Source organism: Saccharothrix sp. NRRL B-16314, assembly GCF_000716595.1.
In the GTDB taxonomy this organism is placed as follows: Bacteria; Actinomycetota; Actinomycetes; order Mycobacteriales; family Pseudonocardiaceae; genus Actinosynnema.
Genome location: NZ_JNXC01000026.1, coordinates 85,105 through 100,778, shown reverse-complemented (window position 1 = coordinate 100,778; position 15,674 = coordinate 85,105). Strand labels below are relative to the sequence as shown.

The following is a 15,674-nucleotide window of genomic DNA, read 5'->3' as shown; positions in this document are numbered from 1 at the left end:
CCGCCGCCATCTGGCACAACGACCACACCGACCAGCCCGTCAAGCGATCACTGACCGCCTACGACCACTAACGAGCCCTTGGACTTACTCATCTAGCAGAACCAGCCGTCGGCCACCCAGCCGTTCGCGTTGATGTGCCCGTAGGCGAAGCCGTAGATGTAGCTGCCGGACTTCGGGCCCTTCACCAGGAACGTCTGGCCGCGGTAGAGGGTGCCCATCCACGGGCCGTCGTTGGGGGCGGTGCGGACGTAGAGGTCGTCGGCGCACACGGTCTCGCGTTGGCCGATGGTGCCGTTGGCGGCGTGCGCGGGGGTCGCGGTGGCCACGAGGGCGACCGCGGCGGCCAGTGCCGCTGCTGCTCTCACCACGAGTCGTAGCCCCCGATGCACTCGAGCCGGAGGTAACCCCAGTCGTTCGGGCCGTAGTCCATGCTCGCCGCCCAGCCGTTGTAGACGGGGTGGGCGCCGGGTGTGTGGCCGATCTTGTTGCCGTACACCAGGGTCCGCTTGAACTCGACCGGGCCGACCGAGTGGTTGTAGTTGCCGTAGAAGCTCGCCGTCTGGCAGACCACGATGGCGTGCCGGGGCGGGACCGGTTCGGCCGCCGCGGTGGTGGCTCCGAGCAGCAGGGCGGTGCACGCGAGGACGAGAGCCCTCATCTGGTTCCTCCTTCACCGGGTAGTGCCACTAACCGGTGAAAGTTTCCCGTGCGGGGTGTGGGGGTGGACAGGGCCGGAAGGGCGACCGGCTACACTTGAACCGGACCTCGTGCGGCACACATCTCGCGAACCTCCCCAGGGCCGGAAGGCAGCAAGGATAAGCGGGCTCTGGTGGGTGCACGGGGTCCCCTTTCTTTGTCGGACCCTCCCGGTAAGGTCCCCGACGTGGCGCTCGCCCTCTATCGCAAGTACCGTCCGGCCACCTTCGGCGAGGTGGTCGGCCAGGAGCACGTCACCGATCCGCTGCGCACCGCCTTGGGCGCCGGTCGGATCAACCACGCCTACCTGTTCTCCGGGCCGCGCGGCTGCGGCAAGACGTCCAGCGCCCGCATCCTCGCGCGCTCGCTGAACTGCGCGAAGGGCCCGACTCCCGACCCGTGCGGCGAGTGCAACTCGTGCGTCGGCCTGGCGCCCAACGGCCCCGGCAGCGTGGACGTGGTCGAGCTCGACGCGGCCAGCCACGGCGGTGTGGACGACGCCCGCGAGCTGCGGGACAAGGCGTTCTACTCGCCCGCCGAGGCGCGCTACCGGGTGTTCATCATCGACGAGGCGCACATGGTCACCACGCAGGGCTTCAACGCCCTGCTGAAGATCGTGGAAGAGCCGCCCGAGCACCTGATCTTCATCTTCGCCACCACCGAGCCGGACAAGGTGCTGCCCACCATCCGCTCGCGCACGCACCACTACCCGTTCCGGCTGATCCCGCCGAGCGCGATGCGGGCGCTGCTGGAGCGCAACTGCGCGGACGAGGGCGTGACGGTCGACCCGTCGGTGTTCCCGCTGGTCATCCGCGCGGGCGGTGGGTCGGCGCGGGACACCCAGTCGGTGATGGACCAGCTGCTGTCCGGCGCGGGCCCGGAAGGCGTCCGGTACGACCGGGCGATCGCGCTGCTCGGCGTGACGGACGTGGCGCTGATCAACGACGTGGTGGACGGCCTGGCGGCGGGTGACGGCTCGGCCGTGTTCGGCACCATCGACCGGCTGGTCGAGGCCGGGCACGACCCGCGCCGGTTCGCCTCCGACCTGCTCGACCGGCTGCGCGACCTGGTGCTGCTGCACGCCGTGCCGGACGCGGCCGAGCGCGGGCTGGTGTCCGCGCCGGACGACGAGCTGGCCAAGATGGCGGCCCAGCGCGAGGCGACCAGGCCGGGCACCGTCACCCGGTGGGCGGAAATCCTGCACCAGGGGTTGACGGAGATGCGCGGCTCGACCGCACCCCGGCTGCTCCTCGAACTCGTGTCCTCGCGGATGCTCCTGCCGTCGGTCGGCGATGTCGAGTCCGGCCTGTTGCAGCGCGTCGAGCAGCTGGAACGCCACGGTCCGCCGGCCGGGGGCGCGGTGGCGGGCGACACGTCGGGCGGCGGCCCGGTCGAGACCAGGTTCCAGCGGCCCTCGCAGCGCCCCGCGCCGAACGCCGACGTCCCGCCTGCCGCGAGCAGCGGTCCGGCGCCCGTGGAACGGCCTGCGGCGTCCCCCGAGCGGCCCGCGGCACCGGTCGGTCCGCCGCCCCCGCCGCCGGTGCTGCGATCCGTGTCCACGCCTCAGCCCGCCGCGGTGGACCGGTCGGTCCCCACGGCTCACCCTGCCGCCGCGGACCGGTCGGTTCCGGCGCCTCAACACGACGCGGCAGACCGGTCGGCCCCGACGCCCCAGCACGACGTGGCAGACCGGTCGGCCCCGACGCCTCACCCGGCCGCTGCGGACCGGTCGGTCTCCGCGCCGGTCGAGCCACGGGCGGAACCCGCCGTGCCCGCCGCCGAAGTGCCGGCGGCGTCCGCGCCCCCGGTGGTGCCCTCGGCGCCGTCCGCGGGCGGTGTCGACGCGGCCGAGGTGCGGCGGCGCTGGTCGGAGCTGCTGGGCGTGGTCCGCGGCAGCAGCCGGAGCACCGAGGCGATGCTCACCAACGCCACCGTCGCCGACGTCGACGGCAACACGGTCACCCTCGCCCACACCTCCGCGCCGCTGGCCCGCCGGCTCGCCGAGGCGCGCAACGCCGATGCCATCGCGGCGGCGTTCTCGCAGGTCCTCGGCGGCACGTGGCAGGTGCGGTGCGTCCACGGCGACGCGAGCGCCGCCCCCGCGCGCCAGGCGGCGCAGAAGCCGCAGCGACCGGCACCGACCAGGCCGAGCCAGAACGCGCAGTCGCAGGCACAGGCCCGGCAGTCGGAGCCGTCCCGCCAGGCGCCGTCAGGCCGGTCGAACCCGGTGGACGACGTGCCGCCGCCGCCCGAGCCGCCCGAGCCCGACGACCCCCTCCCGCCGGAGCCGGTGGACGAGGAGGAGATGCTGGCCGAGGCCGCCCGCCCCGGTGAGGACGACGGCCAGCGGCTCGACCCGGAGGCCGTGGTGCTCAAGCTGCTGGCCGAGGAGCTGGGTGCCCGCCCGTTGAAGGGCTGATCGATCCGACCGCGGTCGCGACTACGCTGGCGAACGGCGGCATACCCCGAAGAGAGGAACCCGCGGTGCAACCCGGTGGGCCCAACATGCAGCAAATCCTCCAGCAGGCGCAGAAGATGCAGCAGCAGCTGGCCACTGCGCAGCAGGAGCTGGCCGAGGCCGAGGTCACCGGCACCGCCGGTGGCGGGCTGGTCACCGCCGTGGTGACCGGTGGCGGCGAGCTCAAGAGCCTCGACATCGACCCGAAGGCGGTCGACCCGGACGACGTCGAGACGCTGTCCGACCTCATCGTCGCGGCCGTGCGCGACGCGAACCGCGCCGCCCAGGAGCTGGCCGCCGAGAAGATGGGCCCGCTGGCCGGCGGCATGGGCGGGATGGACGACCTCGGTGGTCTCGGGAAGCTGTTCGGCTGATGTACGAAGGGCCAGTCCAGGACTTGATCGACGAACTCGGCCGGTTGCCGGGCGTCGGTCCGAAGAGCGCGCAGCGCATCGCCTTCCACCTGCTCGCTGCGGAGCCGGCCGACATCGGCCGGCTCCAGGACGCGTTGCAGAAGGTGAAGGACGGCGTGGTGTTCTGCGACGTGTGCGGCAACGTCTCGGCCGAGGCGACCTGCCGCATCTGTCGCGACCCGCGCCGTGACCTGACCCTGATCTGCGTGGTGGAGGAGCCGAAGGACGTGCTCGCGGTGGAGCGGACCCGGGAGTTCAAGGGCCGCTACCACGTCCTGGGCGGCGCGCTCGACCCGTTGTCCGGTGTCGGGCCGGACCAGCTGCGGATCAGGCAGCTGCTGACCCGGATCGGCACGGACGTCAACGAGATCATCATCGCCACGGACCCGAACACCGAGGGCGAGGCGACCGCGACGTACCTGGTGCGGATGCTGCGGGACTTCCCGGGCCTCACCGTCACCAGGCTCGCGTCGGGCCTGCCGATGGGCGGCGACCTGGAGTTCGCCGACGAGCTGACCCTCGGCCGGGCGTTGTCCGGCCGGCGCAGCATGTGAGGCTGATCGCGGTCGACGGGCCGTCGGGTTCGGGCAAGTCGACCTACGCGGCGCGCCTCGCCGAGGAGCTGGGCGCGGCCCTCGTGCCGACGGACCACTTCGCCACGTGGACCGACCCGGTGGCGTGGTGGCCGCGCCTGCTCGGTGAAGTCCTCGAACCGCTGTGGTGCCGCCGGGAGGCCCGCTACCGGCGGTTGGACTGGACCGGCGGCCTGCCGAAGTTGGGCGAGCACGTGACCGTGCCGGTGTCGGAGGTGCTGGTCGTCGAGGGCGTCTCGGCGGCCCGCCGTTCGATCGCACCACGCCTGGACGAGGCGATCTGGGTGGAGCTGCCGGACCCGGAGGAACGCTTGCGCCGCGCCGTCGCGCGGGACGGTGAAGCGAGCCGGGAGCACCTCAGGCGCTGGCAGGCGTTCGAACGCGGCTGGTTCGCGGTGGACGGCACGAAGGCCCGCGCCGACCGGATCGTCACGATCACCTGAGCCGGCCCGATCACGTGGGTCGGCCCGATCACGTGGGTCGGCCCGATCACGTGGGTCGGCCCGATCACGTGGGTCGGCTCGGTCACCTGTGCCGGCGCGACCGCCAAGGCAGGCTCGGCCACCCGAGTCGGCCCGATCACGTGGTCGGTTCGAGCGCTGGGCCGACTCGGTCACCTGTGCAGGCGCGACCGCCTGTGCAGGCGCGATCGCCTGTGCAGGCCCGATCACGCGGGTCGGCTCGGGCGGCTGTGTCGGCTCGGCCGCCAAGGCAGGCTCGGCCACCCGAGTTTCCCGAGTCAGCCGAGCGCCGCCCGCACAACGTCCGCCTCCGGTGACCCGACGGCGGTGTACCACTCCAGCGCCGTCCGCCAGTGCGTGCCCGCCTCGACGTGGCTCCCGGACACCGCCAGGGCGTCACCCGCCAGGTGGGCGGCCCTCGCCTGCACGAACCGCTGCCCGGTGGCCCGGCTCAGCTCGAGGCACCGCAGCGCGAGGTCGAGGGCCTGGGACACGTCGCCCTGGTCGAGCCTGATCCGCCCGAGCACCGTCATCACGTCCACCTCGGCGATCCGCAGCCGGTAGCGCACCGCGCTGTCCAGCGCCTGGGTGGCCGAGTACCGCGCCTCGTCCAGCCGCCCTGCCGCCCGGTGCGTCAGCGCCAGGCTCCGCCGCGCCGCGCAGATCCCCAACGGGTAGCCGGTCTCCTCCGCGATCCGCAACGCCTTGGTGGTCCGCTCCACCGCCTCGTCCAGCCGTCCCAACCCGCACAGCGCCTCACCCAGCGCGTTCTTCGCGTCGCACAACCCCTTCAGGTTGCCCAGCTCCTCCGCGATCGCCACCGCCCGCCCGGCTTCCCGCGCGGCGTCGGCCCACTTGCCGCGCATCACGTACGCCAGCGCCAGGCCCTCGTGCGAGAAGTGGGCGAACCGCCGCGCGCCGGCCCGTTCGTACAGCTCGCCGCACCGCTCGTAGAGCTGCGCGGCCCGCTCGGGCTGCCCCAGGAACAGGTGCGCCTCGGCCAGCGCCCGGTGGCTGTCGGCCTGCGTCATCCACGCGCCGAGCCGGTTGCCGACGTCCAGCGCGCCCTCGAACGACGACACCGCCCGGTCCAGCTGCCCCAGCTGCATGTACACGCCGCCGAGGTTGAGCTGGGCGATGCCCTCCTGCTGGAGCGCCCCGATCGACCGGGTGATCACCAGGGCGCGTTCCAGGTGGTCCGCCGCCTGCTCCAACTCGCCGACGTCGATGTACACCGCGCCGAGGTTCGCCAGCACGGCCGCCTCGACCGCGGGCGCGGCGCCGGTGCGCTGCTGGATCGGGATGGCCCGGCGGAAGTAGTCGACGGCCACCCGGTGCTGCCCGATCGCCCAGTACAGCGTGCCCAGCGACGACAGCATCGCCACCTCGCCGACCGCGTCCTGGGCGTCCTGCGCCACCGCGAGCCCGGCCTTCGCCGTCGCCAGCCACTCCACCGGCAACCCGATCGTGTAGAAGTACCGCCGCAAAGCGTCGGCCAGCTGCCACACGTCCCGGTCGGGCCGGCGGTCGGCGGCGTGCACGACGAGCCCCACCAGGTTGCCCCGCTCGGCGTCCAGCCAGGCCAGCGCCTCCGCCGACGTGGAGAACAGGCGCGGCGTCACACCCGGCACGACGTCCGTGCGCGGCAGCCTCAGCAGGGTGCTCTTGAACGCGTCCGTGGCGTTGTCCACCGACCGGATGGACCAGTCCAGCAGCCGCCGCGCGGCCTGGGCGCTCTCCGCCGGGTCGTCCTCGAACTGCCGCCGTTCGGCCGCGTAGTCCCGCAGCAGGTCGTGGAACTGGTAGCGGCCGGGCGCGTGGTTGTCCACCAGGTTCGCCGTGGCCAGCCGGTCGAGCCGGCGCCGCGCGTCCTGCGTGGTCAGGCCGCCCAACGCCGCCGCGACGTCCGGCGTGATGTCGCCCGGCGCCAGCGACAGCAGCCGGAACAACGTCGCCAGTTCCGGCTTCAACGCCGTGTACGACAGGTCGAACGCCGCGTGCACCGCGGCGCGCTCGTCACCCTCCACGGCCAACGCGGCCAGCCGGTTGCCCGCCCGCAGCTCGTCCACGTACGACGCGATGGTGATCTCCGGCCGGGACAGCAGGTTCGCCGCCGCGATCCGCAGCGCCAGCGGCAGGTGCGCGCACAGCTCGGCCAGCTCGTCGGCCGCCTCCGACTGCGCCGCCACCACGTCGTCGCCGAGCATCCCGGCCAGCAGCGCCCGCGTCTCGGACCGGTCCAGCACGTCCAGCCGCACGTTCGACGCGGCGTGGCTCACGGCCAGCCCGCGCAGCGTGTCCCGGCTGGTCACCAGCACGGCGCACCCCGGCGAGCCGGGCAGCAGCGGCCGGATCTGCTCGGCGTTGGCCGCGTTGTCCAGCACCAGCAGCACGTGCTGGTCGGTCAGCCGCGACCGGAACATCGCCTCCTGCTCGTCCTGGTCCAGCGGCACGGACTCCGGCGGCACGCCCTGCGCCCGCAGGAACCGCGGCAGCACGTCCACCGCGCTCAACGGCGGCCCCTGCGCGTACCCGCGCAGGTTCGCGTACAGCTGCCCGTCCGGGAAGTAGTGCCGCAGCTTGTGCGCCGCGTGCACCGCCAACGCCGTCTTGCCCACGCCCGGCGGCCCGGCCAGCGTCACCACCGGCACGCCCTGGGCCGTCCGCAGCAGTGCCTCGATCAGCTGGACGGCCTGCTCGCGGCCGACGAAGTCACCGATGTCGGCGGGCAGCTGCGACGGCACCACCCGGTCCCGCCGGCCGGACGCCGCGCCCTGACCCGCGTCGAGCGACTGCGCGCCGCCGAGCACCTGCTGGTGCACCCGCCGCAGCTCGTCACCCGGGTCGATGCCCAGCTGCTCGGCCAGCAGCCCGCCGACCCGCCGGTACGCGGCGAGCGCGTCGGCCTGCCGCCCGGACCGGTACAGCGCGATCATCAGCTGCGACCACAGCCGTTCCCGCAGGGGGTGTTCGCTGGTCAGGCGGGACAGCTCGGGGATCAGCTCGGCGTGCCGGCCCAGCTCCAGGTCGACCTCGACGCGGCGCTCCTCCACGTGGAGCCGCCGTTCACCGAGCCGGGGCACCTCGTCGCGGTGCAGCACGTCCGACGGCACGTCCACCATCGCCGGACCCCGCCACAGCGCCAGCGCCGCGGTGAAGATCGCCGACGCGGACTCCAGCCGGCCCGCGGCCCGCTCCCGCTCGCCCTCCTCGACCAGCTGCTCGAACCGCATCACGTCGATCGTGCGCTCGTCCACGTCGATCAGGTAGCCGTCGGGCACGGTCCGGATCGACACGCCCGGCCCGAGCACCTGCCGAAGTCTCATCACGTAGGTCTGCAGCGTGCCGCGCGTCCGAGCGGGCGGCTCGGCGCCCCAGATGTGCTCCGCCAGCTCGTCGACCGACACGCCGGCGCCGGCGCGCATGAGCAAGGACACGAGCAGCGACCGCTGCCGGCCCGCTCGCACCATGATCTGTTCACCGTTGACAAGCACTTGCAGCGGGCCGAGGACGCGGAACTCGACCACAGGGCTCACCGGCGACCTCCCGTCCGCGCACGTGCAGTTTCTGTTGTCCGTTGTACAGCGTAGGAGCGCGTTTGCCCGATCGGCGGTGGTCACGTTGGGTCAGCGAAGGTGAGCCGGACGTATGAGAATGCTCATTCACGTGGCCGGATCGTGACCTGTGTTACGTCGGAAGGGTTGTGGTGACCGGTTAGGGTCCGTGACCACACCGTGAGATCCCGGATTTCCCTAGGGGTGTTTGATGGTTCATTCCCGAACGGCCCGGCGCCGTTGGACGGCCGCGATCGGCCTGACCGGCGTCGCTGCGCTCGCACTGTCCGCCTGCGCTGAATCCGCGCGGACGGACGACCCGGGGGCCGGCCAGGTCGGTGGCACGCTCACCTTCGGTGCGGCTGGTGCTCCCAAGCTGTTCGACCCGTTCTACGCCACGGACGGCGAGACCTTCCGCGTCTCCCGCCAGATGTACGAGGGTCTGGTCGGCTTCAAGCCCGGAACCGCCGAGGTGGAGCCCGCCCTGGCGACGAAGTGGGACTCCTCCGAAGACGGCAAGACGTGGACGTTCACACTCAAGGAGAATGTGAAATTCCACGACGACTCGGACTTCAACGCCGAAGCGGTGTGCTTCAACTTCAACCGCTGGTACAACCAGAAGGGCGCCGGCCAGTCCGACGCCGTTTCGCAGTACTGGCTGGACAACTTCGGCGGCTTCGCGGACACCCCCGACAAGCCGTCGCTCTACAAGTCGTGCACGGCCAAGGACACCAAGACCGCGGTCGTCGAGCTGAACGAGGCGACGTCGCAGTTCCCGTCCGTCCTCGGCTTCACGTCGTTCTCCATCTCCAGCCCGGACGCGCTGAAGAAGTACGACGCGGACAACGTGGTCGCCGCCGGTGACAGCTTCACCTACCCGGCTTACGCCAACGAGCACCCGACCGGTACCGGACCGTTCAAGTTCGGCAAGTTCGACAAGGCGAACAACGTCGTCGAGCTGGTCCGCAACGACGCCTACCACGGCACCAAGGCGAAGCTCGACAAGATCGTCTTCCGGATCATCCCGGACGAGACGGCGCGCAAGCAGGCGCTGGAGGCCGGCGACATCGACGGCTACGACCTGCCGAACGCGGCCGACTGGCCCGGCCTGAAGGAGAAGGGCTTCAACGTCGCGGTCCGCCCGGCGTTCAACGTCCTCTACCTGGGCATCAACCAGAAGAACAACCCGAAGCTCCAGGACCTCCGGGTCCGGCAGGCGCTGATGCACGCGATCAACCGCGAGCAGCTGGTCAAGTCGCAGCTGCCCGAGGGCGCGTCCGTGGCGACCCAGTTCATGCCGAGCACGGTCGACGGCTTCAACAAGGACGTCAAGGCGGTCGGCTACGACCCCGAGAAGGCCAAGGCGCTGCTCGCCGAGGCCGGCGCGTCCGACCTGACGCTGAAGTTCTTCTGGCCGACCGAGGTCACCCGGCCGTACATGCCGAGCCCGAAGGACATCCAGGCCGCCATCGCCGGTGACCTGGAGAAGGCCGGCATCAAGCTGGAGATCTCCAGCAAGCCGTGGAACGGCGGCTACCTGACCGACGTCGACCAGGGCATCCCGGACCTGTTCATGCTGGGCTGGACCGGCGACAACGGCACCGCGCACAACTGGATCGGCACGTTCTTCGGCCGCGCCGACAACCGGTTCAACACCGGCGCGTCGCCGTGGGGCGCGACCCTGGCCGCCGAGCTGGGCAAGGCGAGCGCCGAGCCCGACGAGGACAAGCGCCGCGGCATGTACGAAGAGCTGAACAAGAAGATCATGGAGGAGTACCTGCCCGCGGTCCCGGTGTCGCACTCGCCGCCGGCGCTGGTGCTCAAGTCGGAGATCAAGGGTGTCGTGCCCAGCCCGCTGACCGACGAGAGGTTCGGTTCGGCCAGCAAGGGCTGAGCTGCACAACTCCGATAGAGACCACGGGGTAGCTCAATGCTCCGCTACACGATCCGACGGCTCATCCAGCTGGTCGGCGTGGTGCTGGTGCTGTCCCTGCTGCTCTTCGCGTGGCTCCGCGCTCTCCCGGGAGGACCGGTTTCGGCCCTCCTGGGGGAGCGCTCCACGCCCGAGTCGCGGGAAGCCCTCACCAAACAGCTCGGCTTGGACCAGCCGATCTTCGTCCAGTACTTCAAGTTCCTCGGGCGCGCCCTGTCGGGCGACTTCGGCGTGTCGACGGGCGTGCAGCCCGGTGACGCGGCCCTCGACATCTTCCTCCAGCGCTTCCCGGCGACCCTCGAACTGAGCTTCCTGGCGATCGTCATCGCCATCGCCGTCGGCATCCCGCTGGGGTACATGGCCGCCAAGCGCCGCGGCGGCTGGTTCGACAACATCAGCGTCGGCGGCTCGCTGCTCGGCGTGGCCGTGCCGGTGTTCTTCCTGGCCTACGTCCTCAAGGACGTGCTGTCGTCCGCCCTCGGCCTGCCGACGGAAGGCCGCCAGGACGCGATCGACGCGACCCGGGTCACCGGGTTCTTCGTCCTCGACGGTGTGATCACCCAGGAGTGGGACGCGGCGCTGAACGCGCTGGAGCACCTGATCCTGCCCGCGATCGCGCTGGCCACCATCCCGTTCGCGGTGGTCTTCCGGATCACCCGGGCGGCCGTGCTCGACGTGCTCGACGAGGACTTCGTCCGCACCGCCGAGTCCAAGGGCCTGACCGCGCCGACCATCCGCCGCAGGCACGTGCTGCGCAACGCGATGCTGCCGGTCGTCACGACCATCGGCCTCCAGACCGGCGCGCTGCTGGCGGGCGCGGTGCTCACCGAGAAAGTGTTCTCGTTCGCGGGGGTCGGCCAGGCGCTGGCCATCGGGTTCGAGAGACGCGACTACCCGGTGCTGCTGCTGCTGATCATCATGGCCACGATCGTGTACGTGGTGGTCAACCTGCTGGTGGACCTCTCGTACGCGCTCATCGACCCGCGGATCAGGACGAGGTAGGCCGCGATGGTCACTCCGACTCGCAAGAAGGACCGGATCGACAAGCTGGCCGAGGCCGGCTCCGACGCGGGCGTGAGCCTCGCCGCGAGCGCGTGGCGGACGCTGCGCCGCAGCCCGGTGTTCCTCACCGGCGCCGTCATCATCGGCCTGTTCGTGCTGGTGTCGCTGCTGTCACCGTGGCTGGCGCCGCACGACCCGTCCGACCCGATGCTGATCGACCAGGTCATCAAGGCGCGCAACCAGATCCCGGCGGTGCAGGACGGCCACCCGCTCGGTGGCGACCTGCAGGGCCGCGACTTCTTCTCCCGGCTGCTCATCGGCTCGCAGCAGACGCTGATCGTCGGCGTGCTGGCGACGCTGATCGGGCTGGCCGGCGGGTTGACGCTCGGCACGCTCGCGGGCGCGCTCGGCGGCTGGGTCGACTCGGTGGTCATGCGCCTCGTCGACGTCATGCTGTCGCTGCCCAGCCTGCTGCTGGCGTTCAGCATCAGCGCGATGTTCGCCCGGCCCAACCAGTACACCGTGATCGTCGCGGTGGCGGTGGTGCAGATCCCGGTGTTCGCGCGGCTGCTGCGCGGCTCGATGCTGGCGCAGCGGTCCAGCGACCACGTGCTGGCCGCGACCGCGCTGGGCGTGAAGCCGGGCGCCATCGTGTTCCGGCACATGCTGCCCAACTCGCTCGGCCCGGTGATCGTGCAGTCCACGCTGGTGCTGGCCACGGCCATCATCGACGCGGCGGCGCTGTCGTTCCTCGGCCTGGGCAACCCCGACGACCGGATCCCGGAGTGGGGGCAGATGCTCGGCGACGTGCAGAACGTCTTCGACACGCACCCGCAGCTGGCCTTCTGGCCGGCGGGCTGCATCATCGTCGTCGCCCTCGGCTTCACGCTGATGGGTGAGACGCTGCGCGAAGCCCTCGACCCCAAGAGCAGGCGGTGAGTCGTGCCACTCCTCGAAGTACGTGACCTCACCGTGGTTTTCGAGCGCAAGGGGGAGAAGCCCTTCACCGCCGTCGACCACGTGAGCTTCGACGTGGAGCCGGGCCAGACCGTCGGCCTGGTCGGCGAGTCCGGGTGCGGCAAGTCCGTGACGTCGTTGGCGATCATGGGGTTGCTGCCCCGGCGCGGCGCCCGCGTGTCCGGTTCGGTGCAGTACGAAGGCGTGAACCTGCTGTCGCTCTCGGACCGCGAGATGCGCGACCGGCGCGGCCGTGACCTGGGCATGGTGTTCCAGGACCCGCTGTCCTCGCTGAACCCGGTCATCCCGATCGGGGTGCAGGTCACCGAGGTGCTGGAGCGGCACCAGGGCATGCCGCGCAAGAAGGCGATGCTGGAGGCGGCCGAGCTGCTGGACAAGGTCGGCATCCCCGACCCGACCCGGCGGCTCACCGAGTACCCGCACCAGCTGTCCGGCGGCATGCGGCAGCGCGCGCTGATCGCGATCGCGTTGGCGTGCCGGCCCCGGCTGCTGATCGCGGACGAGCCGACGACGGCGCTGGACGTGACGATCCAGGCGCAGATCCTGGCGTTGCTGAAGGAACTGGTGCGCGACCTCGGCACCGCGCTGGTCATGATCACGCACGACCTGGGCGTGGTCGCCGGCCTGTGCGACGAGGTGAACGTGCTCTACGGCGGGCGCGTGGTGGAGAAGGCGCACCGGCACGACCTGTTCGCCGCGCCGCGCCACCCGTACACGCACGGCCTGCTGGCGTCGATCCCGCGGCTGGACGCGCCGCGCGGGGAGAAGCTGAACCCGATCCGGGGTTCGGTGGCGGACAACATCCCGTGGGCGGAGGGGTGCGCGTTCGCGCCCCGGTGCCCGAACAAGCTGGACGTGTGCGTGCAGGTGACGCCCGAGCAGGAGGACATCGGCGCCGGCCGGTTGCTGCGCTGCCACAACCCGGTGCAGCCGCCGGTGTCCGAGGAGGTGTCGGTGTGAGCACCGCGGTGAACCACGAGCCGGAGACCCCCGGGTCGGGTGCCACGAATGACACCCTGGTGTCCGTCGAGGGCATCAAGGTCCACTTCCCGATCAAGCGCGGCGTGATCCTCGACCGCACGGTCGGTCACGTCTACGCGGTGGACGGCGTCGACCTGGCGGTCCGGCGCGGCGAGACGTACGGCCTGGTCGGCGAGTCCGGCTGCGGCAAGTCCACCCTCGGGCGGGCGGTGCTGCGGCTGAGCGAGCCGACGGCCGGGCGGGTCGTGTTCGACGGCACGGACCTCTCCTCGCTCAAGGGCGAGGGGCTGCGCCGGATGCGCCGCCGGATGCAGATGGTGTTCCAGGACCCCATGTCGTCCCTGGACCCCCGGCAGTCGGTGGAGTCGATCCTGGTCGAGGGCCTGCGGGCGCACGACCTGGACAAGGGCCGCGAGGAGACCGGCAAGCGCCTGCGCTCGCTGCTGTCGGCGGTCGGGCTGCCGAACACGTCGCTGCGCAAGTACCCGCACGAGTTCTCGGGCGGTCAGCGGCAGCGCATCGGCATCGCGCGGGCGCTGGCGGTCGAGCCGGACCTGATCATCGCCGACGAGCCGGTGTCCGCGCTGGACGTGTCGGTGCAGGCGCAGGTCGTCAACCTGCTGGAGGACCTGCAGGAGGAGTTCGGCCTGACCTACCTGGTGATCGCGCACGACCTGGCTGTGGTGCGGCACATCTCCGACCGGGTCGGCGTGATGTACCTGGGCGGTCTGGTGGAGGAGGCGACGTCGGACGACCTCTACGCCGAGCCGCTGCACCCGTACACCAAGGCGTTGCTGTCCGCGATCCCCGTGCCCGACCCGCTGGTCGAGGACCGGCGGGAGCGGATCCTGCTCACCGGCGACCTGCCGTCGCCGGCGAACCCGCCCAAGGGTTGCCGCTTCCACACCCGCTGCCCGTGGAAGCAGGAGACCCGGTGCGACACCGAGCGGCCGGAGATGCGCGAGGTGCTGCCCGGTCACAAGGTCGCGTGCCACTGGGCGGAGGACATCCGCGCGAACAGGATCCAGCCGCACGCGGTCGAGGCCGTGCTGGTGGAGGAGGACGGCATCTCGCCGGACGTCCCGCTGGTCGGTCCGGCTTCCGTGACGGAGGCGATGAACCCGTGACCCCGCGGTCCGGGGGCGCTCCTCGCGGTGCGTCCCCGGACCGGGCGGTCAGATCCCGACCACCTGCGGGTACAGGGTGCCGAGGTCGGCCGAGAGGGCGGCTTTGAGGTCGACCACGACCTGGTCCGCCAGCACCTCGATCCGGTCCGCCTCGATGCCGTCCAGGGCGGCGCGGACCACGTCGGCGGGGTCGTTCTTCGGCAGGTCGACGCCCGCCGTCATGTCGGTGTCCGTCGGACCCATGAGCAGGCCGGTGACGAGCGTGCCCTGGGCCGCGAGTTCCACCCGGATGCCGTTGGTCAGGCTCCACTGCGCCGCTTTGGCCGCGCAGTAGGCGGTGGCGCCGTCGTAGGCCACCCACGACAGCGACGACAGCACGTTCAGGATCGCCCCTCCGCCGTTCGCGGCGAGCACGGGCGCGAACGCGCGGATCACGTCGAGCGTGCCGTAGAAGTGGGTGTCCATCTCGAGCCTGATCGCGGCCGGGTCGCCGGTGACGAGGTTCTGGCCGGTGATCACGCCCGCGTTGTTGACCAGCAGGGTGACGTCCGCGGCGGCGGTGGCGGCGGCCGAGACGGTGGCCGGGTCGGTGACGTCCAGCCGCAGCACCTCGACGCCCGGCAGGTCGACCAGGTCGGGGTTGCGCGCGGTCGCGTAGACCTTCGCCGCGCCCCGGTCCAGCAGCTGCCGCGCGAAGTGCCTGCCGATACCCCGGTTGGCCCCGGTGACCAGCGCGACCGAGTTGGCGATCTTCATGTGTGTTTCCCCCAGGACGGTGTCGGTGATCTCCAACCTAGCCGGCCCGGGGTCGGGTGACGTGGCCGTCCGCGCCGGGGGTGCCTCCCCCTTCGTCGAGACACCCCCGACGCGGTGATCGGGTTACGCGGACCAGGCGGGCGAGCGGCCGAGCAGGCCGACCAGCCGGTCCGTGATCGGCGCGTCCTCCGGCACGTCGACCGGCAGCGCGAACGCGGCTCCCGGCCCTCGGACGTCCGGGGTCGTCGGATAGTGCCGCGCCATCCGGTAGGCGGCCGTGGCGAGCTCCTCGTCGAGCGTGCTGTCGACGCCGAGCGCGCGGCAGAGGTCCCAGACGTGCACGAGCGTGTCCACGAAGTGCCCGGCGACCAGCGTCTTGCCCTTGCGCAGGCCGTAGCCGGGGAACTCGGCCTCACGCTCCAGCGCGCCGTCGGCGCCGAACGCCTCGGTGGCCGCGTCGGCCGCCACCCGGTAGGCGATGACCAGGTCGTCGCTCGCCGGTGCCTCGACGGCCGTGCCGCGGACGCCGGCGGCGAACGCCAGCGTGCCCTCGACCTGGTGGCGCAGCAGTTCGTAGACGGTCCAGCCCGCGCACGGTGTCGGCAGGTCCAGGTGCGGCTCCTCCAGGTCGGCCACCAGCTTCAGGTTCAGGTCGAGCGCCGAGCGGTTCAGGTCCAGGAGATCCATGCGTTCATCCACCCCTCAAGTTGTACGAACGATCG

General features: G+C 71.7%; 14 protein-coding genes and 1 other RNA gene. 10 read left to right on the top strand and 5 right to left on the bottom strand.

What is annotated here, in order from left to right:
- Positions 1-92 precede the first annotated feature (92 nt).
- Both OQ02_RS29985 and OQ02_RS29980 read right to left on the bottom strand, forming a co-directional pair.
- Positions 93-365 (bottom strand): hypothetical protein, encoded by a 273-nt coding sequence (locus tag OQ02_RS29985; RefSeq protein WP_197043560.1) that lies wholly within the window; start codon positions 363-365, stop codon positions 93-95.
- On the bottom strand, positions 362-658 hold the full coding sequence (locus OQ02_RS29980; RefSeq protein ID WP_033441981.1) for a hypothetical protein: 297 nt from the start codon (positions 656-658) through the stop codon (positions 362-364). Before OQ02_RS29980 ends, OQ02_RS29985 begins: the two co-directional genes overlap by 4 nt.
- Positions 659-756: 98 nt before the next feature.
- Between OQ02_RS29980 and ffs the strand changes: the two genes are divergently transcribed.
- From ffs to OQ02_RS29960, 5 genes are all read left to right on the top strand, one after another.
- An RNA gene (gene ffs, locus OQ02_RS41995) (signal recognition particle sRNA small type) lies at positions 757-853 on the top strand.
- Between the two features lie 30 nt (positions 854-883).
- A complete protein-coding gene (locus OQ02_RS29975) occupies positions 884-3,115 on the top strand; it encodes a DNA polymerase III subunit gamma and tau (protein ID WP_033441980.1) in 2,232 nt (743 codons plus the stop codon).
- 86 nt (positions 3,116-3,201) lie between these two features.
- The gene (locus OQ02_RS29970; RefSeq protein WP_231500292.1) at positions 3,202-3,528 is read left to right on the top strand and encodes a YbaB/EbfC family nucleoid-associated protein; all 327 of its coding nucleotides are present in this window, start codon (positions 3,202-3,204) and stop codon (positions 3,526-3,528) included.
- On the top strand, positions 3,528-4,121 hold the full coding sequence (recR, locus tag OQ02_RS29965; RefSeq protein ID WP_033441978.1) for a recombination mediator RecR: 594 nt from the start codon (positions 3,528-3,530) through the stop codon (positions 4,119-4,121). Before OQ02_RS29970 ends, recR begins: the two co-directional genes overlap by 1 nt.
- Positions 4,118-4,603, top strand: a complete 486-nt coding sequence (locus tag OQ02_RS29960; protein WP_033441977.1) for a uridine kinase family protein — start codon at positions 4,118-4,120, stop codon at positions 4,601-4,603. Before recR ends, OQ02_RS29960 begins: the two co-directional genes overlap by 4 nt.
- A gap of 296 nt (positions 4,604-4,899) precedes the next feature.
- On the opposite strand, the gene OQ02_RS29955 is transcribed toward OQ02_RS29960, so the two are convergent.
- On the bottom strand, positions 4,900-8,157 hold the full coding sequence (locus OQ02_RS29955) for an AfsR/SARP family transcriptional regulator (protein WP_033441976.1): 3,258 nt from the start codon (positions 8,155-8,157) through the stop codon (positions 4,900-4,902).
- A 229-nt stretch (positions 8,158-8,386) separates the two neighbouring features.
- On the opposite strand from OQ02_RS29955, the gene OQ02_RS29950 reads away from it, so the two are divergent.
- The 5 genes from OQ02_RS29950 to OQ02_RS29930 are packed head-to-tail and all read left to right on the top strand — an operon-like array spanning position 8,387 to position 14,196.
- Entirely contained in the window at positions 8,387-10,069 is a 1,683-nt protein-coding gene (locus OQ02_RS29950) for an ABC transporter substrate-binding protein (RefSeq protein ID WP_033441975.1), read from the top strand.
- A gap of 36 nt (positions 10,070-10,105) precedes the next feature.
- Positions 10,106-11,110 (top strand): ABC transporter permease, encoded by a 1,005-nt coding sequence (locus tag OQ02_RS29945; protein WP_033441974.1) that lies wholly within the window; start codon positions 10,106-10,108, stop codon positions 11,108-11,110.
- A gap of 6 nt (positions 11,111-11,116) precedes the next feature.
- Positions 11,117-12,049, top strand: a complete 933-nt coding sequence (locus OQ02_RS29940; protein WP_033441973.1) for an ABC transporter permease — start codon at positions 11,117-11,119, stop codon at positions 12,047-12,049.
- A gap of 3 nt (positions 12,050-12,052) precedes the next feature.
- Positions 12,053-13,048: an ABC transporter ATP-binding protein gene (locus OQ02_RS29935; RefSeq protein WP_033441972.1), complete on the top strand. Its 996-nt coding sequence runs from the start codon at positions 12,053-12,055 to the stop codon at positions 13,046-13,048.
- A gap of 56 nt (positions 13,049-13,104) precedes the next feature.
- On the top strand, positions 13,105-14,196 hold the full coding sequence (locus OQ02_RS29930; RefSeq protein WP_033442000.1) for an ABC transporter ATP-binding protein: 1,092 nt from the start codon (positions 13,105-13,107) through the stop codon (positions 14,194-14,196).
- 48 nt (positions 14,197-14,244) lie between these two features.
- Here OQ02_RS29930 and OQ02_RS29925 read toward each other — a convergent pair whose 3' ends face one another.
- Complete coding sequence (locus OQ02_RS29925) at positions 14,245-14,952, bottom strand: SDR family oxidoreductase (protein WP_033441999.1); 708 nt, start codon at positions 14,950-14,952, stop codon at positions 14,245-14,247.
- Between the two features lie 123 nt (positions 14,953-15,075).
- A complete protein-coding gene (locus OQ02_RS29920; protein WP_033441971.1) occupies positions 15,076-15,639 on the bottom strand; it encodes a TIGR03086 family metal-binding protein in 564 nt (187 codons plus the stop codon).
- Positions 15,640-15,674 lie beyond the last annotated feature (35 nt).